We start from the raw sequence: 24116 nt of genomic DNA, 5'->3' as shown, positions 1-24116 counted from the left end.
CCGTGGGGATCAAGGTATTCAAATTGCCGGACCTGGGCGAGGGGCTCACCGAGTCGGAAATCGTCAGCTGGAACGTGGCCGAGGGTGATGCGGTCCAGCTCAACCAGATCCTGGGCGAGGTGGAAACTGCCAAGGCCGTGGTCGAGCTGCCCTCGCCGTTCTCCGGGGTGGTCCGCACCTTGCATGAAGTTCCCGGCACCACCGTCAGCGTGGGCGAGCCAATCGTCTCCATCGAGGTGGAAGACGCGGGAGAGGACGGCGTGAAGGCGGCCGCAAAACCGCCGGAGCCGCGCCGCGAGGCGAACCTGGTGGGGTACGGCGCGGCGGCCGAAGGGAACGGACGGCCGGCCCGGCGCCGGCGCAAGACCGGCGGGGCGGCGGCCGCCACGGCGGTGCCGGCCGCATCCCCGGCGACCCTGGCGCAACGCGCAGCGGACGCGGAGCGCGCCGGAACCGCGGAGGTTCACGCCGCCGGCTGGCCGGCCGGCGCGCCCGACGAGGGCCCGGCCGAACCGTCCGGGAAGATCCTGGAGCGGCCGCGCACCACCCCGCCGGTCCGGAAGCTGGCCAAGGACCTCGGCGTCGATCTGGCACAGGTGGCCGGGACCGGCGAACGGGGCCTGATCACCCGCGACGACGTCCGGGCCTTCCACGAGGCAGCGGCAGCGGCCCCGGCCGTGGCGGCCCGGGGTGCCGTGCCCGGAACGGCCGGCGGCTGGCTCGGTGGCGCCGCCGGGGCAGAGACTAGGATCCCGGTCAAGGGCGTCCGGAAGCACACCGCCGCCGCCATGGTGGCCAGTGCTTTCACCGCCCCGCATGCGTCGTCGTTCCTCACCGTCGACGCCACGGAGAGCATGGAACTGATCCGGCGGCTCAAGGCGGGCAAGGCGTTCGCCGGGCTGAAACTCACGCCCCTGACCATCACCGCCAAAGCGCTGTGCCTGGCGCTGGACCGCCGCCCCGAGCTGAACTCCCGTTGGGACGGGGACGCCGGCGAGATCGTGCAGCAGAACTACGTGAATCTGGGCATCGCCGCGGCGACCCCGCGCGGACTGACGGTGCCGAACATCAAGGACGCACACCGGATGGACCTGCGCCGGCTGGCCGAGGCCCTGGGGGAGCTGGCCGAGACGGCACGCGCCGGCCGGACCGCCCCGTCCGAACTGCGCGGGGGAACCATCTCCATCACCAACATCGGGGTGTTCGGCATCGACGCCGGAACGCCGATCCTGAACCCTGGGGAGTCGGCCATCCTGGCCCTCGGCGCGGTGCGGCGGCAGCCGTGGGAATACCGGGGGGACGTGGCGCTGCGCGATGTGGTGACGCTCAGCCTGTCCTTCGATCACCGCGTGGTGGACGGAGAGCAGGCGGGACGCTTCCTCGCCGACATCGGCACCATCTTGTCGGACCCGGCCATGGTGCTGGCCATGGTGTGATGCCGGCGGGGAGGCGCCTCAGGCCAGTTCGAGGATCTCCTCGGTGACCACGGCGCCGCGGGCGTTGGCGAAGCCCTGGGCCTCACCGACGGTCCGGAAGCCGAGCTTGTGCAGGACCTTGACCGAGCCAAGGTTGTCCTTGACCACCCGCGCGCGGATGGGACGCGCGGTGAATTCCCGCAAGAAGGCCTCGACGGCCGCGGTGGTGACGCCCTTGCCCCACTGCGACTTCGCGGTCCAGTAGCTCAGTTCCGGGTACCCCTCGTTCGGGTAGGCCAGTACGCTGCCCACCACCTCGCCGTCGACGGTGACGGTGCGCACGGTGATGGTCTCGTCGTCGAGCAGGCTCTGCCAGTGAAGATCGAACACGCCGCGGTCAGACGGATTCCGGGCGGCGAATGCCGCCATATGGTTGGCGTCGGGATCCTGCTGGTACTCGAAGAACTCGTCGAGGTCGGCAGGTTCTACAGGACGAAGCTCAATCACAGCAGACCTTTCGGCTAGTTGGTGTCTGATACACCCTACTCGGCTTTCAATGCGGCCCAAGCCATTTGTTCCAGCAGGTTGCGGCGCCAGGCTTCCCGCGGCTGCCTGCTCCGGTGGGTCGAATGCGGCGTGGAGTTGATCAGTCCGAAGACGGCGTGCGCGCGGACCCGCAACTGCGCAGCATCGGCCTCGGGCAGCAGCCGCGCCAGCACGGAAACCCACACCTCCACGTAGGTGCGCTGCAGCGTCCGGACCATCGCCGAGTCCTCGGCGGGCAGGCTGTCCAGGTCCCTGTCGTGGACGCGGATGACGTCGGGATGCTTCAGGGCGAAGTCCACGTGGAAGGCGACCAATCCGCGGAGCGCCTCCTCGGCGTCCTGCGTGCCGGCCGCCACGTCCTGGCCGCCGTCGAGCAGGTCCTGGCTGACGCCCGTGAGCAGCGCCGCCAGCACCGCATGCTTGCTCTCGAAGTGCCGGTAGACGGCCGGGCCGCTGACGCCGGCCGCCGAGCCGAGGTCTTCAATGGAAACGCCGTTGAAGCCGCGCTCAGCAAAGAGGCGGGCGGCGGCGTCCAGCAGTGCGGCCCTGCGGGTCGCCTTGGCCAGGCTGCGGCCGGTCTGGCGCGTCGCGGCGGCGGCATGCGGTGCTGACATGGATCGGTTCCCTCGCGCAGATGCTGAATAAGTGCTGGACAAGACAGTTAGCGGCCACTAGCCTGATTTCAGTTAGTACAGACTAACCAAAATGCGTCCTGCAGGCCAGTTGCTCCCAGGCAGTGGGCGGCGGGTGGGGACGCGCGACGGCTTCGGCCAGGAAGGTGTCGATGGAGACACTGGCTTCCCGGGTGGACACTACCAGTGACGGCTTCCGGACCAACGACGCGGCGCAGCGCCGGCTGGCCGACGAGCTGCACGGCCGCCTGGCCTCGGTGGCGGCGGGCGGGCCGGAGAGCTCGCGCCGGCGCCACTTGGAGCGGGGCAAGCTGTTGCCCCGGGACAGGGTCGACACCCTGCTGGACGAAGGCAGCCCGTTCCTGGAGATCGCGCCGCTGGCCGCCGAGGGAATGTACGACGGCGATTCGCCGGGGGCGGGGATGATCGCCGGCATCGGCCTGGTGCACGGCCGCCACGTGCTGGTGGTCTGCAACGATGCGACCGTCAAGGGCGGGACCTACTACCCGATGACGGTCAAGAAGCACCTGCGCGCCCAGGAAGTGGCGCTGGAGAACAACCTGCCGTGCATCTACCTGGTGGACTCCGGCGGCGCGTTCCTGCCCAAGCAGGACGACGTGTTCCCGGACCGCGAGCACTTCGGCCGCATCTTCTACAACCAGGCGCGGATGTCGGCGGCGAAAATCCCGCAGATCGCCGCGGTGCTCGGTTCCTGCACGGCCGGCGGCGCCTACGTTCCGGCCATGAGCGACGAGACCGTGATCGTGCGCGACCAGGGCACCATCTTCCTGGGCGGGCCGCCGTTGGTGAAGGCGGCCATCGGCGAAGTTGTCACCGCGGAGGAACTGGGCGGCGGCGAGCTGCATGCACGGACCTCGGGGGTGACCGACCACCTGGCCGAGAACGATGTGCACGCGCTGGAAATTGTCCGCGACATCGTCGCCACGCTCCCGTGCCGGACGCCGGCCTGGGAGACGCCGCCGGTCGAGGAGCCGGCGGCCGACCCGCAGGAAATCTACGGAGCCGTCCCGGTGGACGTCAACGCCGGCTACGACGTCCGCGAGGTCATCGCCCGGCTGGCGGACGGCAGCCGCTTCCACGAGTTCAAGCGGGAGTACGGCACCACGCTGGTCACCGGCTTCGCCCGGCTCCACGGGCATCAGGTGGGCATTGTGGCGAACAACGGCGTGCTCTTTTCCGAATCCGCCCTCAAGGGCGCGCACTTCATCGAACTTTGCGACCAGCGCGGCATCCCGCTGGTTTTCCTGCAGAACCTCTCCGGCTTCATGGTGGGCCGCGACTACGAGGCCGGCGGCATCGCCAAGCACGGGGCGAAGATGGTGACCGCCGTCGCCACCGCCCGGGTGCCGAAGCTGACCGTGGTGATCGGCGGGTCCTTCGGTGCCGGCAACTATTCGATGTGCGGACGCGCCTACTCGCCGCGCTTCCTCTGGATGTGGCCGGCCGCGCGCATCTCCGTGATGGGCGGCAACCAGGCTTCCTCGGTCCTGGCCACCGTCAAACGGGACCAGTTGGAAGCCCGCGGGGAGGAGTGGAGCCCCGAGGCCGAGGAAGCGTTCAAGGCCCCCATCCGGGAGCAGTACGAAGCCCAGGGCAACCCGTATTATTCCACCGCGCGGCTCTGGGACGACGGGATCATCGACCCGGCGCAGACCCGCACCGTGCTCGGCCTCGCCCTCGACGTCTGCGCCAACAGTCCCTTGCCCGATACCTCTTTCGGCCTGTTCAGGATGTGATCAGCGTGTTCGAAACCGTCCTGGTTGCCAACCGCGGCGAAATCGCCTGCCGGGTCATCCGCACGCTGCGCGCCATGGGCATCCGCGCCGCGGCCGTCTATTCGGATGCCGACGCCGGGGCCCGCCACGTGCGCGAGGCCGACGTCGCGGTGCGGATCGGTCCCGCGCCCGCGGCCGAGAGCTACCTGCGCATCGACTCCGTGATCGAAGCCTGCAAGGCCACGGGCGCCGAGGCCGTCCACCCCGGCTATGGCTTCCTCAGCGAGAACGTGGCGTTTGCCCAGGCGCTGGAGGCGGCCGGCATCGTGTTCATCGGGCCCAACGTGGGGGCGATCGGGATCATGGGGGACAAGATCCGCTCCAAGAACCACGTGGCATCGCATTCGGTCCCGGTGGTCCCCGGGATCGCGGAACCGGGGCTGGACGACGACGGGCTGGTCCGGGCCGCCGAAGAGGTCGGCTACCCGCTGCTGATCAAGCCGTCGGCCGGCGGCGGCGGCAAGGGGATGATGGCCGTGCAGCGGCCCGAGGAACTGCGCGCGGCGCTCGCCGCCGGACGCCGGGTGGCCGCCTCCGCCTTCGGCGACGACACGCTCTTCCTGGAGCGGCTGATCGCCCGGCCGCGGCACATCGAAGTGCAGGTGCTGTGCGACCGGCACGGCAACGCCATCCACCTGGGGGAGCGCGAGTGCTCGTTGCAGCGCCGGCACCAGAAAGTCATCGAGGAGGCGCCGTCGTCGCTCCTTGACGCGGCGACCCGCGCCAGGATCGGCGAGGCGGCCTGCAACGCGGCGCGCTCGGTGGACTACACCGGGGCCGGAACTGTGGAGTTCCTGGTCTCCGACGACGCGCCCGACGAGTTCTTCTTCATGGAGATGAACACCCGGCTGCAGGTGGAACATCCGGTCACCGAACTGGTGACCGGCCTGGACCTGGTGGAGTGGCAGGTGCGCATCGCGGCGGGTGAGGTACTCACGCTGGCGCAGTCCGACGTCGTGCTCACCGGGCATGCGGTGGAGGCCCGCGTCTACGCGGAAGATCCCTCGCAGCAGTTCCTGCCCTCGGCCGGCACGGTGCTGGAATTGGCCGAAGCCGCCGGGGAGGGCATCCGGGTGGACAGTTCGCTGCTGCCGGGCCTGGTCATCCCCTCCGACTACGACCCGTTGCTGTCCAAGGTGATCGCCTGGGGCGAGGACCGGCAGCAGGCCCTGGCGCGGCTGGACGGTGCGCTGGCCGACACCATGGTGCTGGGCGTCCACACCAACATCGAGCACCTGCGCAGCCTGCTGGCCGACGACGACGTGCGGGCCGGGCGGCTCGACACCACGTTGATCGACCGGAAGATCGAACACCAGCAGTTCCGCCGGCCCGGTGACGCCGAACTGTCCGTGGCCGCCGTGGACTGGCTGCTCCGGCAACGGGACGCGCGGATCCGGACGGGCGCGGCAGGCCGGCCGGGGTCCGCCTGGCGGAGCGAGGGCTGGCGGTTGAGCGGGCCGCGCCCGGGCACCGTCAGCTTCGACCTCGGCGGCGGAGAACACCGTGACATGACCGTGGCCTGGACGGGGGACGCGGCCGGCCCGCCCTCCGGTGCCCTGGTGACGGCCGGCGGCGGCAGCTACGCCGTCGTGCTGGACCGGGCCGGGCAGGCGGCGGAGGTCGACGGAGTCCGCCGGCCGCTGCGCCACGCGTTCGGCGAGGACAGCACGATTTGGCTCGGCGACGCCGGCTGGTCGGCCCGGGTGACCGTCCGCGGCCGGGAGCGCAGGCTCGCCGACGCCCTGGCAGGGGTTCGCCAGTCCGGGGGCGAGGCATCACCCGAAGTGCGCTCGCCGATGCCGGGGACGGTGACGTCCGTGGCGGTGGCCAACGGCGACCGGGTGGTGGCCGGCCAGCCGCTGCTGACGGTGGAAGCGATGAAGATGGAACACCAGCTGAGCGCCGGGATCGACGGCGAAGCCAGCATCAACCTCAAACCCGGCGACCTGGTCAAGGCCGGCCAGATCGTCGCCGTCGTGCGGGCAGCGGATCCTGTCCCCGAAGAACCTGAACAGAAAGGGGCATGACCATGCCTGACTTCTCACTGAGCGAGGACTACCAGGACCTGGTGGAGACCGTGCGGGAATTTGCCCGCGAAGTGGTCGCCCCGGTGTCCGCCAGGCACGACGAGGAGCACAGCTTCCCGTACAAAGTGGTGGAACAGATGGGCGAGATGGGCCTGTTCGGCCTCCCGTTCCCCGAGGAATACGGCGGCATGGGCGGCGACTACTTCGCGCTCGCCCTGGCGCTGGAACAACTCGGGGCGGTGGACCAATCGGTGGCGATCACCCTGGAGGCCGGGGTCTCGCTGGGGGCGATGCCCATTTACCGCTTCGGCAGCGAGGACCAGAAGCAGCAGTGGCTGCCCATGCTGGCCAGCGGCGAGGCGCTCGCCGGCTTCGGCCTGACCGAACCCGAAGCTGGCTCGGACGCCGGCGGCACGAAGACCCGGGCCGAGCTCGTGGACGGGCAATGGGTGGTCAACGGGCACAAGGAGTTCATCACCAACTCCGGCACCGAGATCTCCCGGCTGGTCACCGTCACCGCGGTCACCGGCACCTCCGAGCGCGAAGACGGCTCGGTGAAGAAGGAAATTTCCACCATCCTGGTTCCCACGGACACCCCGGGCTTCACCGCCGAGAAGGCGTACAACAAGGTGGGCTGGAACGCGTCCGACACGCATCCGCTCACCCTGGACAACGTCCGCGTCCCGGAGGAAAACCTGCTGGGCGCCCGCGGCAGGGGCTATGCCAACTTCCTGCAAATTTTGGACGAGGGCCGGATCGCCATCGCCGCGCTGGCCACCGGCGCGGCGCAGGGCTGCGTGGACGAGGCGGTGCGCTACGCGAAGGAGCGCCAGGCCTTCGGCACCAACATCGGCTCCTTCCAGGCCATCCAGTTCAAGATCGCCCGGATGCAGGCCCGCGCGCACACGGCGCGGCTGGCGTATTACGACGCTGCGGCCAGGATGCTCGCCGGCCGGCACTTCAAAACGCAGTCGGCGATTGCCAAGATGGTGGCAGGCGAAGCCGCCATGGACAACGCCCGCGATGCCACGCAGATTTTCGGCGGCTTCGGCTTCATCAACGAATTCCGGGTGGCGCGCCACTACCGCGACTCGAAGATCCTGGAGGTCGGCGAAGGGACCACCGAAGTGCAGCTGATGCTCATCGCCCGCGAACTGGGGCTTTGACGTAGCGCACAGGCAAAGGAGGACGCAGTGATCAACAAGGTAATGGCTTCCGCCGCGGAGGCCGTGGCGGATATTCCGGACGGCGCCTCGCTGGCCGTGGGCGGCTTCGGCCTGTGCGGCATTCCGGTGGCGCTGATCCAGGCCCTGCACGACGCCGGCACCACCGACCTGGAGACCATCAGCAACAACTGCGGCGTGGACGACTGGGGGCTGGGCGTGCTGCTGGCCGACGGGCGGATCCGGCGCACCATCAGCTCCTATGTGGGCGAGAACAAGGAATTCGCCCGGCAGTTCCTGGCCGGCGAGCTGGAAGTGGAGCTGACCCCGCAGGGGACGCTGGCGGAGAAGCTGCGGGCCGGCGGCGCCGGGATTCCCGCGTTCTACACGGCCGCCGGTGTCGGCACCCAGGTCAGCGAGGGCGGGCTGCCGCGCAAATACGACGCCGACGGCGCGGTCGCCAAGGCATCGGAACCGAAGGAAGTCCGCAGCTTCGGCGGGGCCGACTACGTGCTGGAGGAGTCGCTGCGGCCCGACTTCGGCCTGGTGCACGCCTGGAAGGGCGACCGGCTGGGCAACCTGGTGTTCCACGTGACCGCCATGAACTTCAATCCGCTGTGTGCCATGGCCGGCAAGATCACCATCGCCGAAGTCGAAGAACTCGTGGAGCCGGGCGAACTGGACCCCCAGCAGATCCACACCCCCGGCATTTTCGTCCAGCGGGTGGTGGTGGCACCGGAGGTGGAAAAGCGCATCGAAAAACGCACGGTGCGGCTGGCCGGCCAAGACACCGGCGCGACCGGGAAGTAAAGGAGCACGCCATGGCGCTGACGCGCAACGAACTGGCCGCACGGGTGGCCCGGGAATTGGAAAACGGGCAGTACGTGAACCTGGGGATCGGCATGCCCACCCTGATTCCCAACTACATTCCCGACGGCGTGGAGGTCATCCTGCATTCCGAAAACGGGATCCTCGGCGTCGGCCCGTATCCGACCGAGGACAACATCGACCCGGACTTGATCAACGCGGGCAAAGAGACCGTGACGCTCAACCGCGGAGCGGCGATCTTCGACTCCTCCGCTTCCTTCGGCATGGTCCGCGGCGGGCACGTCGACGTGGCCGTTCTCGGCGCCATGCAGGTGTCCCGGACCGGAGACCTGGCCAACTGGATGATCCCGGGCAAGATGGTCAAGGGCATGGGCGGTGCCATGGACCTGGTCTTCGGTGCCAAACGGCTGATCGTCATGATGGAGCACGTGGACCGCGGCGGGAACCCCAAGATCCTCACCGAATGCACGCTGCCGCTCACCGGCAGGGGCTGCGTGGACACCATCATCACCGACCTGGCGGTCATCGACGTCGCGGAGCAAGGACTGGTGCTGCGCGAGACGGCCCCGGGCGTCGACGTGCAGGACGTCGTGGCCGCCACCGGAGCCGAGCTCCGGATCGACCAGTACCAGGCGGGTGCCCGGTGAACACCGACGCCGGGGCAGCGGCGACGCCCTCCGAAGCCGCGGGGGCGCAGAAAGTGATCATCCAGCGCGGGCTCTACTTCGAGGAGATCGAAGCGGACGTCATCTACGCGCACCGGCCGGGCCGGACGGTCACCGAGGCGGACAACGTCTTCTTCACCACTGCCACCATGAACAACCAGGCCCTGCACCTGGACGCGGCGTGGGCAGCAGGGCAGCCGTTCGGCCAGCGGCTGATGAATTCCATGTTCACCCTCGCCACGGTGGTGGGCCAGTCCGTCGGCCAACTCACCCAGTCCACGATTGTGGCTCAACTGGGCATGACGGACGTGACCTTCCCGCACCCGCTCTATCACGGGGACACCCTGTATACGGAGACGGTGGTCACCGACAAGCGGCTCTCCAGATCCCGGCCCGGAACCGGCGTGGTGACCATGCACCACACCGGCCGGAACCAGCACGGGGATGTGGTCGCCACCGTCACGCGCAGTTGCCTGATGTGGACCAAGGACGGCCACGCGGCCGCCATCGCAGGCTCGGAAACCGGCGACGCCGAACTGTGGGACGGCCGGCCCGGGGGCGTCCGATGACCGGATTCGGCATGGGACCGGCCATCCTGTTTTGTCCGGCGGACCGGCCCGACCGGTACGGCAAGGCGGCCGAACGCGCCGACGCGGTGATCCTGGACCTGGAGGACGCGGTCGCCCCGGCGGACCGCGCGGCGGCGCGCGCCGCCATCATCGACACCCCGCTGGGCCCCGAACGGACCATCGTCCGGGTCAACGCGGCCGGCACCGCCGACCACGGCCCGGACCTGGACGCCGTCCGCCGGTCCGGCTACCGCACCGTCATGCTGGCCAAGGCGGAGGACGCGGCGGCGGTCGGCGGGCTGGGGGAGTACTCGGTGGTGGCCCTGTGCGAGACGGCCCTCGGCGTGCTGCACGCCGCGGAACTGGCACGCTGCGCGAACGTCACCGCGCTGATGTGGGGAGCGGAGGACCTGGTCGCCTCACTGGGCGGCAGTTCCAGCCGGTTCGCGTCCGGAACCTACCGGGACGTCGCCCGGCAGGCGCGTTCGCAGGTCCTGCTTGCCGCCGGCGCCTACGGCAAGGCCGCCATCGACTCGGTCTACATCGACATACCGGATCTCGGCGGGCTCGCGGCCGAGGCCGAGGATGCGGTCGCCTCGGGTTTCGCAGCAAAGGCCATCATCCACCCGAGCCAGGCCGACGTGGTGCGGGCCGCCTACCGCCCGGGCGAGGAAGAAACCGACCATGCGGCCGCGCTGCTGGCCGCCGCCGCCAACGAATCCGGCGCCTTCCGGTTCCGGGGCCAAATGGTCGACGGACCGGTCCTCAAGCACGCGGAGCAGATCCTGCGGCGGGCCCGGCAGTTCAGTCCTAACGGGTGAGCGGGACGTAGAACTTCTCCGGCCGGCCGGCCGCCCCGTACCGCGGGGTGATCCGGGCCTCGCCGCGCGACACCAGGTACTCCAGATAGCGCCGTGCGCTGACCCGGGCCAGGCCCAGCCGCCCGGCGACCTCGGACGCAGAGGAGGCCGCGCCGGCCGCATTCAGGTCGGCGATAACGGCCTCCAGGGTGGGCAGGGACAGGCCCTTGGGCAGCGGAACCGCAGCCCCCGGGCCGGGCAGCGTGGCGGCGGAAAGCGCGGCGCGGCCGGCGTCCCTTCCCGGCGCAGCAGCGCGCGCCCGCAGCGTCGGTTGGCCGGAGGCGCGGCGGGCCGCCGGCCCTTCGGCGGTGCTGTCCGCATCCGCCCGCGCGGGCTCCCTGCCGGCATCGAGCTGCGGCGCGAGCAGCCGGTCGATGCCGTCCTGGTCCAGCACGGCGGAGTCGTCGCCGCTGATCTGCCGGCGGTGCTCCACATACGCGTCCAGCCGCTCCATGAGAACCTGCGCGTTGAACGGCTTGACCAGGTAGTGGAGCACCCCGCCGGCCATCGCGGCCCGCACCGTGTCCAGTTCGCGTGCCGCGGTAATCGCGATGACGTCAACGGGTTCGCCGGGAAGGTTCCGGACCGCGCGCAGTACTTCGATGCCGCTCATGTCCGGCAGGTGAATGTCCAGCAGCACCAGCTCGGGGCGAAGCTCCGCGACCATGGCCAGCCCCTCGGCCCCCGTGTACGCGGTGCCCACGGCATCGAAGGCACCGTGGGCCAGCAGGAAGCCGGTGTGCACCCCCGCGACCTCTTTGTCGTCGTCGATGACGACGGTGCGGATCAGGCTCATGGAACCGGAACTCCTTGCGGTCGGGCGTTCGGCGGGGTCGGCGAGAACTTTACCGTGAACTCGGCGCCGCCGGATGCCGAGGCCGCCACCCGGGCGCTGCCGCCGCGCCGCGCCGCCACGCGGCTGACCAGCGCGAGGCCGAAACCGCGGCTGCCCGGCAGCGCGGCCTCCTTGCCGGAGACGCCGGGCTCGAAGATGCGCTGGTATTCCTCCGGCGGGACGCCGGGACCGTCGTCGGCGACCGTGATGGTGCAACCGTCCGGGCCGCTGGTGATGGCGACCGTGATGGTTCCCTGCACCCCCACGGCTTCGATGGCGTTGTCGATCAGGTTCCCGAGCACGGTGACCGGGTCCGTCGTGCCGTCCGGGGCGAGCTTGGACGCCGGGTCGATGAGCAACCTGATGCCCTTTTCGTCGCAGATCGTGGTCTTGGCCATCAGCAGGCTGGCCGCGTCCGGGTCGGTGATGCCCGGGGCCAGTTCGCCCGCCACCACCGAACCGCCGTGGCCGGCGCGCGAAATGAAGTCCACTGCCTGTTGCGCGCGGCCCAGTTCCAGCAGGCCGGAGATCACATGCATCTTGTTGGAGAATTCGTGTGCCTGGGCCCGCAGCGCCTGGGTGACATCGCGGGCGCCGTCCAGATCCTGCAGCAGTTGGTGCAGTTCGGTGCGGTCGCGCAGGATGAGGACGCTGCCCACGCGGCGCGAGTCGACGGTGGCCGAGTTGGCCCGGGCCAGCAGCACGCGTTCGCCGGCGAGGACCGTTTCGTCGGCGCCGCCGGTGGCCGCCAGCATGGCCGCCAGCGCCGGGTCCAGGATCTTGCCGGCTGCCTGGCCCAAGGCGGCGTCGGAGACCTCCAGGAGGCGTTTGGCCTCATCGTTGAGCAACGCGATGCGCCCGCGGTCGTCCACGGCGACCACGCCTTCGCCGATGCCGTGAAGCATGGCGTCGCGGGTTTCGAGCAGGGCGGCGATCTCCTCCGGCTCGAGCTGGTAGATCCGCCGCCAGACCAGCCGCGAGATGTAGATGGCACCGGCCGAACCGACCAGTGCCGCCGCGATGAGCCAGGCCAGCAGAACGGGCAGGTCGTCGTTGAGGTCGTCGCGCAGCGTGGATTCCAACGTGCCGACAGACGCCGTGCCGATCACTGTGCTTCCCGACCGGTCATAGACGGGCACCTTCACCCGCCACGACTCGCCCAGCGTGCCGGTCTGCCTGCCAACGAACGTCTCGCCGGACAAGGGGATCGATGGGTCGGTGGAAACCATCTGTCCGATCAGCGCCTCGTTGGGGTGGGAGTAGCGGATCCCGCGGTCGTCCGTGACCACCACGTACGTCACGCCCGTGGACTGCGCTATGAGCTCGGCGATCGGCTGGATGGTCTTGCTGGGGTCTTCGTCGTCGAAGGCCTCCACGATGGACGGCAGTTGAGCCACCGAGCGTGCCACGCCGATCATCCGTCCCTCGTAGGCATCGCGGATCTGCTGCTCCTGCATCGAAATGGCGACCGAGCCGGCCACCAGGACGACGGCGAGCAGGATGGACAGCTGCAGCACAAACAGCTGGGTCCGCAGCGACAGGGATTGGAACACACCACCATTTTCGCATGCTGTGAGCTGCCCCACTTTTTGATGCTGTGGGCTGCGCCCCGGCGCGGGGCATGGCTGTGACCACAATGACCAATACGGCCACAATGACCGCATTCTTCCCGCGCGCCGAACGGGTCTCTACGCTGGGGCGCACGGCATGGTGATGCCCATCACGCCGGCTGGAGGAGGAAGAACCCACATGAAGCTCGACCGTACGATGAGACGCCGTTCGGCCCTGGTGGCCGCCGCGGCAGCATCCGCCCTGGTCCTGGCCGCCTGCGGCTCCACTGGTGGCGGCGGTGGCGGTGCCGAAGAAGCCGGCATCGACAAGCTCAACATCATTGTCCCGGCAGACCCGGGCGGAGGCTGGGACCAGACCGGCCGCGCCATCCAGAAGGACCTGCAGGAGAACGACCTGGTTTCCAGCGCCTCGGTGGTCAACATCGGCGGCGCCGGCGGTACCAACGGGCTGGCGAAGCTGGCCACCGAACAGAACCCGGACACCCTGATGGTGATGGGGTACGTCATGGTCGGAGCCGTGGAAACCAACAAGTCGAAAAACCGGATCGAAGACACCACGCCGATCGCCCGGCTCACCGAAGAGCCGCTCGTCGTCGTTGTTCCCGCCGACTCGCCGTACCAGACGATCGACGACCTGATCGCCGACGTCAAGGCCAAGGGCAAGGGCGTCTCCATCACCGGCGGTTCCGCCGGCGGCGCGGACCACATCCTGGCCGGCCTGATGCTGAAGGAAGCCGGAATCGGCGCCGACAGCCTGAACTACATCCCGTACTCCGGTGGCGGGGAATCGCTGGCGGCGCTGCTGGGCAACAAGGTCTCGGCCGGCATTTCCGGGGTGGGCGAGTACGCGGAGCAGGTCAAGGCCGGCAAGCTGCGTGCCTTGGCGGTCTCCGGTCCGGAGGCCGCGCCGCAGCTGCCCGAGGTCAAGCCGCTGAAGGAACAGGGCGTGGACGTGGTGCTCACCAACTGGCGCGGCGTCGTGGCTCCCGGGTCCATCGACGATGCCCAGGCGGAGAAGCTCACGGCGCTGATGACCGAACTGCACGGCACCGATGCGTGGAAGGAGACCCTGTCCACCAACAACTGGGGGGACGCCTTCCTGGCCGGCGACGAATTCGCCAGCTTCCTGACGGAGGACATCAAGACCGTCACCGCAACCCTGACGGATATCGGTCTCGTGAAGTAATCATGGCCTCTTCCACTACTGGAGCGGTCCGGGGCGGCACTGCCGCCCCGGGCAAGCCGCTCGGAGAAATAATCTTCGCGGCCGTGATCCTGAGCATCGGGATCGTCGGCTTCGTGGCCGGGGCAGGGATCCAGACGCCCGACGCGGCCAGCGACATCGGGCCCCGGGCGCTGCCCTACATCGTCTCCGGACTGCTGGTGGCCGTCGGTGCCGGGCTGATCGTGCAGTTGCTTCGCGGCGTCACCGGCGAGGCCGAAGAGGGCGAAGACATCGATCCAAATGTCAAGACGGACTGGCTGACCGTCGCCAAGATGGCGGGCGCCGTCGTCGTCCATATTTTCTTGATCGTGCCGCTGGGCTGGCCGGTTGCCGCGGCGGTGCTGTTCGTCGGCGCCGCATGGGCGCTCGGCGCCAAGCCGCTGTGGCGTGCGGCCGTGGTCGGGGTAGTCATGGCGCTGCTGCTGCAGTTCGCGTTCGCCGGGCTCCTCGGCGTCTCGCTGCCTGCCGGCGTGCTCGAAGGGGTGCCATTCCTGAATGGATAACTTCTACGCCCTCCTGGAGGGCTTTTCCGTGGCGATGCAGCCGATCTACCTGCTGTACGCCCTGGGCGGCGTGCTGGTCGGAACGGCGGTGGGCGTGCTGCCGGGTATCGGGCCGGCGATGACCGTTGCCCTGCTGATGCCGATCACGTACAGCCTCGAGCCGACGGCGGCGATCATCGTTTTCGCCGGCATCTACTACGGCGGCATGTACGGCGGTTCGACCACCTCGATCCTGCTGAATACGCCGGGTGAATCGGCCTCCATCGTCACCGCGCTCGAGGGCAACCGGATGGCCAAAGCCGGCCGCGGTGCCGCGGCGCTGGCGACGGCGGCGCTCGGCTCCTTCATTGCCGGCACGGTCGCCACGGTGCTGCTGAGTTTCGTGGCGCCCTATGTGGCCGCGTTCGCCGTGCAGATCGGTCCGGTGGAGTACGTCGCCCTGATGGTCGTGGCGTTCCTGACCGTCGGGGCGCTGCTGGGCGCCTCGGTGCTGCGCGGCCTGGCCTCGCTGGGGCTGGGCCTGTTCATGGCGTTCATGGGCGTGGACCTGATGACCGGCCAGCAGCGCTACACCTTCGGCAGCCCGTTCCTGGCGGACGGGATCGACGTGGTGCTGGTGGCCGTGGGGCTGTTCGCACTGGGCGAGGCGCTGTATGTGGCGTCCCGGCTGCGGCACGGGCCCGTCAAGGTCATCCCGGTGACCGGGGGCTGGACGTCGTGGATGAAGAAGGAGGACTGGAAACGTTCCTGGAAGCCGTGGCTGCGGGGGACCTTCATCGGCTTCCCGATCGGCACCATGCCGGCCGGCGGCGCCGACGTGGCCACCTTCCTGTCCTACGCGTCCGAGAAGAAACTGGCCAGGGGCGCGCGCAAGAAGCAATTCGGGCGCGGGGCCATCGAAGGCGTGGCCGGGCCCGAGTCGGCCAACAACGCGGCCGCGGCCGGCGTGCTGGTCCCGCTGCTGACGCTGGGCATTCCGACGACGGCGACGGCGGCGATGATGCTGGTGGCGTTCCAGCGCTACAACATCCAGCCCGGTCCGCTGCTGTTCGAGGTCGAGGGCGCCCTGGTCTGGGCGCTGATCGCCAGCCTCTACGTGGGCAACCTGATGCTGCTGGTGCTGAACCTGCCGCTGGTGGGCATCTGGGTGAAGATCCTGCAGATCCCGCGGCCGTACCTCTACGCCGGCATCCTGGTCTTCGCGGCCATGGGCGCGTTCTCTGTGAACTTCACCCCAGTGGACGTGTTCGTGCTGCTGGTGGTGGGCGTGCTGGGCTTCTTCATGCGCCGGTACGGCTACCCGATTGCCCCGCTCGTGGTGGGCATGATCCTGGGGCCGATCTTCGAGAGCCAGCTGCGGCGTTCGCTGGCCATCTCCCAGGGCGACCCGATGGCGTTGGTGTCCACCCCGATCTCCGCCGGTATCTACATCGCCCTGGTGGTCATCTTCGTGCTGTCCTTCTGGCTGAAGAAGCGCCAGCGCCTGATGGAATCGGCGCTGCTCGACGACGACAATCCGCAAGGCAAGGAGGTCAGCGCATGACCACGATAGTGGTGGGGTATGTTCCCAATGCCTTGGGCGACGCCGCACTGGCCGCCGCGATCGACGAGGCCGGCCGCCGTTCGGCGGAGCTGCTGGTGGTCAACACCACCCGGGCAGACCGGCTGGTGGACCCAACCTATGCGGACGCCGCCGACGTCTCCCGGCTGGAATCGGTCCTGTCCGGGGCCGGCGTTACCTTCAGCATCAGGCACGGCATCTCGGACGGACTGGCCGCCGACGACGTGCTCGACGCCGCCGAAGAGTCCGGGGCGGACCTGATTGTCATCGGGGTGCGCAACCGCACGCCGGTGGGCAAGCTGGTCATGGGGTCCACGGCGCAAACCATCCTGCTGGGCGCGTCCTGCAACGTGCTGGCGGTGAAGCAGGGGTAGCCGGTGCCGGCGTCTGGACCCGCCACAGCCGGCAGCGCCGAGCTCACCGGGCGGAGCGCCGCAGGGCAGCCCCTATCGCCTGCGTCTATCCCACGCCCGCCGGGAGCCGCAATCGTTGAGGACCGGATACACCGGGGCAGGGTTCCGCTGCCGGGGCAGGGCGCACGAACCCTGTCCCGGCGGTTTTTCCCTGTACCCGGTGCGATGTCCCGCGCGGCCGGGAGCAGCCCGCGCGGTTGGGAGCAGCCCGCGCGACCGGGGAGCGCGGCCAGGGGTTGTCGTCGAAATAACCCGCCGTGGAGGGTGATCTCGCCACCAGGTCGGGGGGTGGCTTCGAGATCACCCTATGTAACCGGTGATCTCGAAGCCAGGGGGTAACTTGGACGCCACACAGCCCGTGCTCGGCGGGCGGACCGCCGGTGCTGGATAATTGAGCGCATGGAGTTCCGAGATCCGCCCCCCGCCGTCCCGCTTCCCGACCGGCGCAAGGTAGTGCTGCTGGGTTCCACCGGTTCGATCGGCACCCAGGCGATCGACGTCGTGGACGCCGCCCCGGAACGCTTCGAGGTCACGGCGCTCGCCGCTGGCGGCAACGTGGAACTGGCGGCCCGGCAGGCCGTGCACACCCGGGCCCAGGCCGTCGGAATCGCCGCCGGAACGGTGGATGACCTGGCGACTGCGGTCAAGGCCGCCGCGGCGGACGCCGGCATTTCCGGCTACTCGCCCGAGCTCTTCGCAGGCCCCGACGCAGCCGCACAGATCGCCGCGTGGCCGGACGCCGACGTCGTGCTTAACGGCATCACCGGGTCCATCGGTTTGGCCCCCACGCTGGCCGCGCTGGGGGCCGGACATTTGCTGGCCCTGGCCAACAAGGAGTCCCTGATCGCCGGCGGGCCGCTGGTCAAACAAGCCGCGCGGCCCGGGCAGATCGTGCCGGTGGATTCGGAACACTCGGCGCTGGCCCAGGCGCTCCGGGCGGGCACGGCCGCCGAAGTGGAACGGCTGATCGTCACCGCCTCCGGCGGCCCGTTCCGCGGCTTCAGCCGAGATGAGTTGCGCGACGTCACCCCGGCGCAGGCGCTGGCCCATCCCACCTGGGACATGGGCCAGATGGTCACCACCAATTCGGCCACCATGGTCAACAAGGCGCTGGAAGTCGTCGAAGCCCATCTGCTCTTCGACGTCCCGCTGGAGCGGATCGACGTGGTGGTGCACCCGCAGTCGGTGGTGCACTCGATGGTGCAGTTCACCGACGGGTCCACCATCGCGCAGGCCTCGCCGCCGGACATGCGCCTGCCGATCGCCCTCGGCATGGGCTGGCCGGAGCGGGTGCCGGGCGCCGCACAGCCGTGTGACTGGAGCCGGGCCACCAGCTGGACCTTCGAGCCGCTGGACGAGGAGGTCTTCGGCGCGGTGCGGCTGGCCAAGGAGGCGGCCGGCCGCGGCGGGACCTTCATGGCCGTCTACAACGCGGCCAACGAAGAAGCCGTCGACGCCTTCCACGACGGCCGGATCCGCTTCGACGAGATCGTGGAAACGGTGGCTGCCGTGGTGGACGAACACGCGCCCTCCGGCGAACTGACCGTTGCCGCCGTGCTGGCCGCAGAGGACTGGGCACGCTCGCGGGCCCACGAACGTTTGGCTATGTTGTGACCATCTTGCTTTTCATTCTCGGCGTCCTGTTCGTGGCCGTCGGCATCGCCGTGTCCATCGCCCTGCACGAGGTGGGCCATCTGCTGCCCGCCAAGCTGTTCAAGGTACGGGTCACCCAGTACATGGTCGGCTTCGGCAAGACCCTCTTTTCCCGCCGGCGAGGCGAGACCGAATACGGTGTCAAGGCCATCCCGCTCGGCGGCTACGTCTCTATGATCGGCATGTACCCGCCGGTCAAGGACAGCAGCGGCGGCGGCGCGGTCCGCCGGTCCAGCACCGGCATGTTCCAGCAACTGGCCGACGACGCCCGGCAGGCCGAAGCCGAGCGGCTGCAGCCCGGCGACGGGAACCGGATGTTCTACAAACTGCCGGTCTGGAAGCGGATCATCATCATGCTCGGCGGACCGTTCGTAAACCTGGTCATCGGCACGGTGCTGATCGGCATCGTGCTGGTCGGCTTCGGCTCCGCCCAGGCCACCACCACCATTGCCCAAGTCAATAAATGCGTGGTCCCGGCGTCGCAGGCCGCCGAAACCGGCCAGACCGACTGCCTGCCCAGCGATCCCGAAGCTCCGGCCACGGCGGCCGGGATCCGGCCGGGGGATACCGTCGTCGCCTTCGCCGGGAAACCGGTCACCGACTGGTACCAGCTGACTGCCTGGATCCGGGACGCAGCGGGGGAGGAGACGCCGATCACGCTGCTGCGCGACGGCAGGGAAATCACCACCACCATCACCCCGATCCTCACCGAACGTCCGGTGTACGACGACGTCGGGCAACCGCTGCTGGACGCCAACGGCGAGCCGGTGACGGAGCAGGCAGGTTTCGTGGGGATGGGCGCCACCACCGCCCTGGTGCCGCAGTCGGCCGGCGACGTGCTCCCGGCCGTGGGGGAGAACCTGCAGGCGATCACCGGCGTGGTGCTCCATCTGCCGCAGCGGCTGGCCGATGTGGCCGAAGCCGCCTTCAGCGATGCTCCGCGCGACCCGAACGGGCCGATGAGCGTGGTGGGCGTGGGCCGGATCGCCGGCGAGATCAGCGCGATGGACGAGATTCCCTTCGAGGCGCGGGCGGCATCGCTGATCGGGTTGGTCGGCTCGGTCAACCTGGCGCTGTTCGTGTTCAACCTGATCCCGCTGCTGCCCTTGGACGGCGGGCACGTGGCCGGTGCGCTCTGGGAAGCCATCCGCCGCGGCGTCGCCAAGCTGTTCCGCCGCCCGGATCCGGGACCGGTGGACATCGCCAAACTGCTCCCGCTGACCTACGTGGTGGCCGTGGTGCTGATGGGCATGGGCGCGCTGCTGATCTACGCGGACATCGTCAAACCGGTCAACATTTTCGGCTGACTCGGCGCCATGGCGGCGCCCCGGCGAACCGCCGCCTCCCTGATCCGGCACGACGGCGGTGCGCACCTGCGTGCGCGGCACGCCGTCCGAACGGTGGAACCCCGGCGAACCGCCGCCTCCCTGACCCGGCACGACGGCGATGCATGCCCGCGTGCGCGGCACGCCGTGCGAAGGTTGGAACCCCGTCGGTCCCCGTGGTTAGACTGGCCGGAACCGGCGAAGGGAGCCACAACCCGTGAGCACGGCACCGCGGACAGTCCGTACCGCAGCGAGCCTTAGGGGCACTGCCCGGGCGGAGACGATGCGCCGCAGGACCTGGTTCAGGACCGGCGCCGCCGCTGTCATGGCGGCCGCTGTGGCGCTTGCCGGTTGCACCGCGCCGGGCGAAGCGCAGGGTCCGCAATCATCGGAAGCCTCGGCAGAGGCTGCCCCGGACCGCGTTCAGCTGAGGGCTGGAGCCGCGGATCCGCAGGTCCTCGCCGGCTCCGACGCCGAAGCGTCGCTGGCCGCCAGCCACGCGTTGTTTGATTCCAGTCCCGTGGCGTTTGTCGCACCGCCGGACGATGCCAAGGCCATCGCTGCCGCGGCTGCCGAGTCGGTGCCGATGGGCGTGCCGCTGCTGCTGGCCGGAGACGGGCTGGCCGAAGAGCTTCAGCGGCTCGGCGTCCGCCGGGTCAAGGCTTTCGGCCAGCCGCCCGCCGAGCCGGCCGGCTCCCCGAGCGCCGCGCCGGATGCCGGCTCCGCGGCTGAGCCCTCCGGCTCGAACGCTGCCGGCTCCGTGGCTGAGCCCTCCGGCTCGAACGCTGCCGGCTCCGCCACCCGGAACGCCGCCTCGACCGTGTCGGACACCGAACCGGGCGGTGGCATCGAGGCGTGGGCCCCGCTGCTGGCGGACGCGGAAATCCTCCCCCCGGACGGGGACATTGAGGCGCCCGAGCCTTCGGAGGAGCCCGCGGCCGTGTCGGTGTTGACGGGCAAGGACGGCGGGCAGGACTATCCAGCAACCCTGGCCGTCGTGGAGGCGGCCGGTGCCCGGATCTTCCAGGACCCGCACGCCGACCCGCGGCGGAGCGGCGACACCATCGATTTCCTGCGCCAGGAGCCAGACAACCGCGTGCTCGCCGTCGGCGAAGCTTTTGGCAACGGCGACACCTTCGCCCGCCGGACCACGGCAGCGCTGACCGTGCCGGAACTGCCCGGCGGAGGCCAGCTCGCCTTCCCGTCCCGGCGGATGGTGGCACTGTACGGGCACCCCTCCGGGCCCGCCCTCGGCGCACTCGGCGAGCAGGATGCCAAGGCGTCGGTGAAGCGCGTGAAGAAACTCGCCAAGCAGTACCAACCGCACAGCAAGGAACCGGTGGTCCCGGCGTTCGAGATTATCGCCACGGTTGCCAGTGCCTCGGCCGGAAAGGACGGCGACTATTCGGAGGAGACCGATCCGGACGAGTTGCGCCCTTGGATTGACGCCGCCGGCGAGGCGGGGGTGTACGTGGTGCTGGACCTGCAGCCGGGGCGGTCGGACTTCCTCACCCAGGCCAAAATCTATGAGGACCTGCTGAAGGAACCGCATGTGGGCCTGGCCCTGGACCCGGAATGGCGGCTGGGCAAGGGGCAGCGGCACATGGAGCAGATCGGCTCGGTGTCCGCTGCCGAGATCAACCAGGTCAGCGACTGGCTGGCGAAACTCACCCGGAAGAACTCCCTGCCCCAGAAGGTGCTGATCCTGCATCAGTTCCAGTACCAAATGATTTCGGACCGCCAGAAGCTGGACACCGGCCACGAGGAGCTCGCCCTGGTGCTGCATGCCGACGGCCACGGCGGGCCCGACCAGAAACTGGACACCTGGCGCGTCCTCCGGGAGGACCTACCGAAGAACATCTGGATGGGCTGGAAGAACTTCTACGACGAAGACACCCCGACCTTCAGCCCGGAGCGCACCTACACCGGCGTGAAGCCGGCCCCGTGGTTCGTTTCCTACCAATAGCCCCGCCTCCTGCCGATAGCCCGCCCGTATCCACCGGCTGGCTACCTATGCCCCGCCCCATCCACAGGCGGGATCCCGATAGCCCGCCCGCATCCGCCGGCGGGTAAGGTGAAGACCATGAGTGTCTTTGCCGTCGAATACGTCTACGCCGCCGATTCCGAGTCCGGCCGGGACGAGTACCGTCCCGCCCACCGCGCCTGGCTGGGTGGCTTCGTGGACCGGGGCCGCCTGCTGGCCTCCGGCCCCTATGCCGACGGCACCGGTGCGCTGCTGATCTTCACCGCCGAGGACGAAGCCAGCCTGCTGGAGGAGCTGAAGCAGGATCCGTTCAACGTCAACAACTTTGTTTCCGGCCTGAAAGTCACCGACTGGAAGCCGGTCACCGGGGCGTTCGCCGACCACGCATGATCCATCCCACTCCCGCAGCATGTGCCAAGGCCGTGCGGGAAGGGGATAATGAAACCTGATCAGCAACTGCCTACCGGCACATGGAGGACGTTTTGACCTCGGTCAATCTTGGAATGCCAGCTTCACCACCGCCAGTCCTGGCGCCGCGCCGCAAGACCCGGCAGATCAAGGTCGGGTCCGTCGGGGTCGGGTCGGAATCGCCCATCAGCGTGCAGTCGATGACCACCACGCCCACCACGGATATCAACGCCACGCTGCAGCAGATTGCCGAACTGACGGCCTCCGGTTGCGACATTGTCCGGGTGGCCTGCCCCAGCGCCGACGACGCCGAGGCCCTGCCCATCATCGCCAAGAAGTCCCAGATTCCGGTAATCGCGGACATCCACTTCCAGCCCAAGTACGTCTTTGCCGCCATCGATGCCGGATGCGCAGCCGTCCGCGTCAATCCGGGCAACATCCGTAAATTCGACGACCAGGTCAAGGAGATCGCCGAGGCCGCGAAGGCCGCCGGCACCTCCATCCGGATCGGCGTCAACGCCGGTTCCCTGGACCCGCGGCTGATGCAGAAGTACGGCAAGGCGACCCCGGAGGCGCTGGTGGAATCCGCCGTCTGGGAGGCGTCGCTGTTCGAAGAACACGACTTCCACGACTTCAAGATCTCGGTCAAGCACAACGACCCGGTGGTCATGGTCCGCGCCTACGAGCTGCTGGCCGAACGCGGCGACTGGCCGCTGCACCTCGGTGTTACCGAGGCCGGTCCCGCTTTCCAGGGCACCATCAAGTCCGCCACCGCCTTCGGGGCGCTGCTCTCGCGGGGGATCGGGGATACCATCCGCGTCTCCCTGTCCGCCCCGCCGGTGGAAGAGATCAAGGTCGGCCTGCAGATTCTGCAGTCGCTGAACCTGCGGGAACGCAAACTCGAAATCGTTTCCTGCCCCTCCTGTGGGCGCGCGCAGGTCGACGTGTACAAGCTGGCGGACGAAGTCACCGCCGGGCTCGAAGGCATGGAGGTGCCGCTGCGGGTCGCCGTGATGGGCTGCGTGGTCAACGGACCGGGCGAAGCCCGCGAAGCCGACCTCGGTGTGGCCTCCGGAAACGGAAAGGGCCAGATCTTCGTGAAGGGCCAGGTCATCAAGACCGTTCCGGAAGACCAGATCGTGGAAACGCTGATTGAAGAAGCACTAAGGATTGCCGAGGAAATGGGTGACTCCGATGGCGAGAATGCTGTCAAGGGTAGCCCCGTGGTTAACGTCAGCTAGCCGTGACACGGCGGGTGCGGCAGCTGCCGTGCCCGCCGATCAGCATGCCGGAATACGGCCGCTGGAGCATGCGGATACCGGCGAGCTGTGGGAGCTGGTGCGCGCCGATCCGGTAGCCAACGTCTTCCTCGCCGCGCATCTGGAGTCCGCCGGCACCGCCGGCCCCACCCCGTCCGGTGCCCAGATCCTGGGAATGTACGACGACGGCGTCCTCACCGGAGCCTGCTGGGCCGGCGTGAATGTGGTCCCGTCCGGGCTCGATGCCGAACAGGGCGCACGGTTGGGCGCCCATCTGGCCGCCGGCGGGCGGCGCATGTCCTCGATTTTCGGGCCGGCAGAAGGCGTGCTCGGCATCTGGTCTTCGTTCCGGCACGCCCATCCGCGGGCCTTCGACGTCCGGCCCAACCAGCCGCTGATGGAGCTGCGCGGAACCCCCGCCGTGGCCGCCGACCCGCAGGTGCGGTTCTCCACGGACGACGACTTTGACGTGCTGGTGCCCGCCTGCGTGGCGATGTTCGAGGAGGAGGTCGGGTACTCGCCGCTGATCGGCGGCGGCCAGCACTACCGACAGCGCGTGGCAACCCTGATTGGGAAGGGACACTCGCTGGTCCGCCGGGACGACCAGGGGGAGGTCGTCTTCAAGGCAGAGCTGGGCAACGTCAGCGCCGACGCGGTGCAGATCCAGGGCGTGTGGGTGAACCCCGCCTACCGTGGCCGGGGGCTGGCGGCCGGCTGCATGGCCGCCGTCGTCGAGCTGTCCCGAAAGTACGCGCCGGTAGCCAGCCTGTACGTCAACGACTACAACCATCGGGCCATTGCCGCCTACGCCGCGGTCGGCTTCCGGCAGGTCGGCACCTTCGCCACCGTCTTGTTCTAGGGCGGGCCGGCGCGTCCAC

General features: G+C 69.3%; 22 protein-coding genes. 18 read left to right on the top strand and 4 right to left on the bottom strand.

Features of this window, described 5'->3' with window-relative positions; all coding sequences use genetic code 11:
• Window positions 1-2: 2 nt before the first annotated feature.
• Entirely contained in the window at window positions 3-1436 is a 1434-nt protein-coding gene (locus AC5RVS_RS09435) for a dihydrolipoamide acetyltransferase family protein (protein ID WP_494107948.1), read from the top strand.
• A gap of 18 nt (window positions 1437-1454) precedes the next feature.
• Here AC5RVS_RS09435 and AC5RVS_RS09430 read toward each other — a convergent pair whose 3' ends face one another.
• Window positions 1455-1922, bottom strand: coding sequence for a GNAT family N-acetyltransferase (locus AC5RVS_RS09430; protein WP_494107947.1), 468 nt, complete (start codon window positions 1920-1922; stop codon window positions 1455-1457).
• Window positions 1923-1957: 35 nt separating this feature from the next.
• Complete coding sequence (locus AC5RVS_RS09425) at window positions 1958-2575, bottom strand: SACE_7040 family transcriptional regulator (protein WP_493988135.1); 618 nt, start codon at window positions 2573-2575, stop codon at window positions 1958-1960.
• A 170-nt stretch (window positions 2576-2745) separates the two neighbouring features.
• Here AC5RVS_RS09425 and AC5RVS_RS09420 point away from each other — a divergent pair, with 170 nt between their 5' ends.
• The 7 genes from AC5RVS_RS09420 to AC5RVS_RS09390 are packed head-to-tail and all read left to right on the top strand — an operon-like array spanning window position 2746 to window position 10462.
• Window positions 2746-4350 carry a carboxyl transferase domain-containing protein gene (locus AC5RVS_RS09420; RefSeq protein ID WP_494107946.1) on the top strand — a complete coding sequence of 535 codons (1605 nt, stop codon included), beginning with the start codon at window positions 2746-2748 and terminating at the stop codon, window positions 4348-4350.
• Between the two features lie 5 nt (window positions 4351-4355).
• Window positions 4356-6416, top strand: coding sequence for an acetyl/propionyl/methylcrotonyl-CoA carboxylase subunit alpha (locus AC5RVS_RS09415; protein WP_494107945.1), 2061 nt, complete (start codon window positions 4356-4358; stop codon window positions 6414-6416).
• A gap of 2 nt (window positions 6417-6418) precedes the next feature.
• Window positions 6419-7582: an acyl-CoA dehydrogenase family protein gene (locus AC5RVS_RS09410; RefSeq protein ID WP_494107944.1), complete on the top strand. Its 1164-nt coding sequence runs from the start codon at window positions 6419-6421 to the stop codon at window positions 7580-7582.
• A 27-nt stretch (window positions 7583-7609) separates the two neighbouring features.
• Window positions 7610-8389 (top strand): CoA transferase subunit A, encoded by a 780-nt coding sequence (locus AC5RVS_RS09405; protein ID WP_494107943.1) that lies wholly within the window; start codon window positions 7610-7612, stop codon window positions 8387-8389.
• An 11-nt stretch (window positions 8390-8400) separates the two neighbouring features.
• Window positions 8401-9054, top strand: a complete 654-nt coding sequence (locus tag AC5RVS_RS09400) for a CoA transferase subunit B (protein ID WP_493988140.1) — start codon at window positions 8401-8403, stop codon at window positions 9052-9054.
• On the top strand, window positions 9051-9641 hold the full coding sequence (locus tag AC5RVS_RS09395; RefSeq protein ID WP_493988141.1) for a MaoC family dehydratase: 591 nt from the start codon (window positions 9051-9053) through the stop codon (window positions 9639-9641). Before AC5RVS_RS09400 ends, AC5RVS_RS09395 begins: the two co-directional genes overlap by 4 nt.
• Window positions 9638-10462, top strand: coding sequence for an HpcH/HpaI aldolase/citrate lyase family protein (locus tag AC5RVS_RS09390; RefSeq protein ID WP_494107942.1), 825 nt, complete (start codon window positions 9638-9640; stop codon window positions 10460-10462). The genes AC5RVS_RS09395 and AC5RVS_RS09390 overlap by 4 nt, the downstream gene beginning before the upstream one ends.
• Here the strand turns inward: AC5RVS_RS09390 and AC5RVS_RS09385 are convergent.
• Both AC5RVS_RS09385 and AC5RVS_RS09380 read right to left on the bottom strand, forming a co-directional pair.
• Window positions 10452-11297 (bottom strand): response regulator, encoded by an 846-nt coding sequence (locus AC5RVS_RS09385; RefSeq protein WP_494107941.1) that lies wholly within the window; start codon window positions 11295-11297, stop codon window positions 10452-10454. The genes AC5RVS_RS09390 and AC5RVS_RS09385 overlap by 11 nt on opposite strands.
• The gene (locus AC5RVS_RS09380) at window positions 11294-12889 is read right to left on the bottom strand and encodes an ATP-binding protein (RefSeq protein WP_494107940.1); all 1596 of its coding nucleotides are present in this window, start codon (window positions 12887-12889) and stop codon (window positions 11294-11296) included. Before AC5RVS_RS09380 ends, AC5RVS_RS09385 begins: the two co-directional genes overlap by 4 nt.
• A 196-nt stretch (window positions 12890-13085) precedes the next feature.
• On the opposite strand from AC5RVS_RS09380, the gene AC5RVS_RS09375 reads away from it, so the two are divergent.
• The 10 genes from AC5RVS_RS09375 (at window position 13086) to AC5RVS_RS09330 (ending at window position 24097) form a co-directional block, all read left to right on the top strand.
• On the top strand, window positions 13086-14093 hold the full coding sequence (locus tag AC5RVS_RS09375; protein WP_494107939.1) for a Bug family tripartite tricarboxylate transporter substrate binding protein: 1008 nt from the start codon (window positions 13086-13088) through the stop codon (window positions 14091-14093).
• 2 nt (window positions 14094-14095) lie between these two features.
• Window positions 14096-14635, top strand: coding sequence for a tripartite tricarboxylate transporter TctB family protein (locus AC5RVS_RS09370; RefSeq protein ID WP_494107938.1), 540 nt, complete (start codon window positions 14096-14098; stop codon window positions 14633-14635).
• Window positions 14628-16178, top strand: coding sequence for a tripartite tricarboxylate transporter permease (locus tag AC5RVS_RS09365; RefSeq protein WP_493988147.1), 1551 nt, complete (start codon window positions 14628-14630; stop codon window positions 16176-16178). The genes AC5RVS_RS09370 and AC5RVS_RS09365 overlap by 8 nt, the downstream gene beginning before the upstream one ends.
• A complete protein-coding gene (locus AC5RVS_RS09360; protein WP_493988148.1) occupies window positions 16175-16570 on the top strand; it encodes a universal stress protein in 396 nt (131 codons plus the stop codon). Before AC5RVS_RS09365 ends, AC5RVS_RS09360 begins: the two co-directional genes overlap by 4 nt.
• A 438-nt stretch (window positions 16571-17008) precedes the next feature.
• On the top strand, window positions 17009-18223 hold the full coding sequence (dxr, locus tag AC5RVS_RS09355; protein ID WP_494107937.1) for a 1-deoxy-D-xylulose-5-phosphate reductoisomerase: 1215 nt from the start codon (window positions 17009-17011) through the stop codon (window positions 18221-18223).
• Window positions 18220-19569: a M50 family metallopeptidase gene (locus tag AC5RVS_RS09350; RefSeq protein WP_494107936.1), complete on the top strand. Its 1350-nt coding sequence runs from the start codon at window positions 18220-18222 to the stop codon at window positions 19567-19569. The genes dxr and AC5RVS_RS09350 overlap by 4 nt, the downstream gene beginning before the upstream one ends.
• A 355-nt stretch (window positions 19570-19924) precedes the next feature.
• Complete coding sequence (locus AC5RVS_RS09345) at window positions 19925-21553, top strand: RAD23 family protein (RefSeq protein WP_494107935.1); 1629 nt, start codon at window positions 19925-19927, stop codon at window positions 21551-21553.
• 117 nt (window positions 21554-21670) lie between these two features.
• On the top strand, window positions 21671-21961 hold the full coding sequence (locus AC5RVS_RS09340) for a YciI family protein (protein WP_494107934.1): 291 nt from the start codon (window positions 21671-21673) through the stop codon (window positions 21959-21961).
• A gap of 92 nt (window positions 21962-22053) precedes the next feature.
• A complete protein-coding gene (gene ispG, locus AC5RVS_RS09335; protein WP_493988248.1) occupies window positions 22054-23220 on the top strand; it encodes a flavodoxin-dependent (E)-4-hydroxy-3-methylbut-2-enyl-diphosphate synthase in 1167 nt (388 codons plus the stop codon).
• Between the two features lie 28 nt (window positions 23221-23248).
• The gene (locus AC5RVS_RS09330) at window positions 23249-24097 is read left to right on the top strand and encodes a GNAT family N-acetyltransferase (RefSeq protein WP_494107933.1); all 849 of its coding nucleotides are present in this window, start codon (window positions 23249-23251) and stop codon (window positions 24095-24097) included.
• Window positions 24098-24116 lie beyond the last annotated feature (19 nt).

It is taken from the genome of Arthrobacter sp. Y3221048 (genome assembly GCF_059092685.1).
Note: the sequence above shows the minus strand (reverse complement) of the source record. Positions and strands in the feature narration are given on the sequence as shown.

Excerpts from the sequence above, each read along its gene's own strand:
- AC5RVS_RS09340 (WP_494107934.1), top strand. The coding sequence starts at position 21,671 with ATGAGTGTCTTTGCCGTCGAATACGTCTACGCCGCCGATTCCGAGTCC.
- AC5RVS_RS09400 (WP_493988140.1), top strand. The coding sequence starts at position 8,401 with ATGGCGCTGACGCGCAACGAACTGGCCGCACGGGTGGCCCGGGAATTG.
- AC5RVS_RS09420 (WP_494107946.1), top strand. The coding sequence starts at position 2,746 with ATGGAGACACTGGCTTCCCGGGTGGACACTACCAGTGACGGCTTCCGG.
- AC5RVS_RS09390 (WP_494107942.1), top strand. The coding sequence starts at position 9,638 with ATGACCGGATTCGGCATGGGACCGGCCATCCTGTTTTGTCCGGCGGAC.
- dxr (WP_494107937.1), top strand. The coding sequence starts at position 17,009 with ATGGAGTTCCGAGATCCGCCCCCCGCCGTCCCGCTTCCCGACCGGCGC.
- AC5RVS_RS09425 (WP_493988135.1), bottom strand. The coding sequence starts at position 2,575 with ATGTCAGCACCGCATGCCGCCGCCGCGACGCGCCAGACCGGCCGCAGC.
- AC5RVS_RS09360 (WP_493988148.1), top strand. The coding sequence starts at position 16,175 with ATGACCACGATAGTGGTGGGGTATGTTCCCAATGCCTTGGGCGACGCC.
- AC5RVS_RS09375 (WP_494107939.1), top strand. The coding sequence starts at position 13,086 with ATGAAGCTCGACCGTACGATGAGACGCCGTTCGGCCCTGGTGGCCGCC.
- AC5RVS_RS09370 (WP_494107938.1), top strand. The coding sequence starts at position 14,096 with ATGGCCTCTTCCACTACTGGAGCGGTCCGGGGCGGCACTGCCGCCCCG.
- AC5RVS_RS09365 (WP_493988147.1), top strand. The coding sequence starts at position 14,628 with ATGGATAACTTCTACGCCCTCCTGGAGGGCTTTTCCGTGGCGATGCAG.
- AC5RVS_RS09385 (WP_494107941.1), bottom strand. The coding sequence starts at position 11,297 with ATGAGCCTGATCCGCACCGTCGTCATCGACGACGACAAAGAGGTCGCG.
- AC5RVS_RS09410 (WP_494107944.1), top strand. The coding sequence starts at position 6,419 with ATGCCTGACTTCTCACTGAGCGAGGACTACCAGGACCTGGTGGAGACC.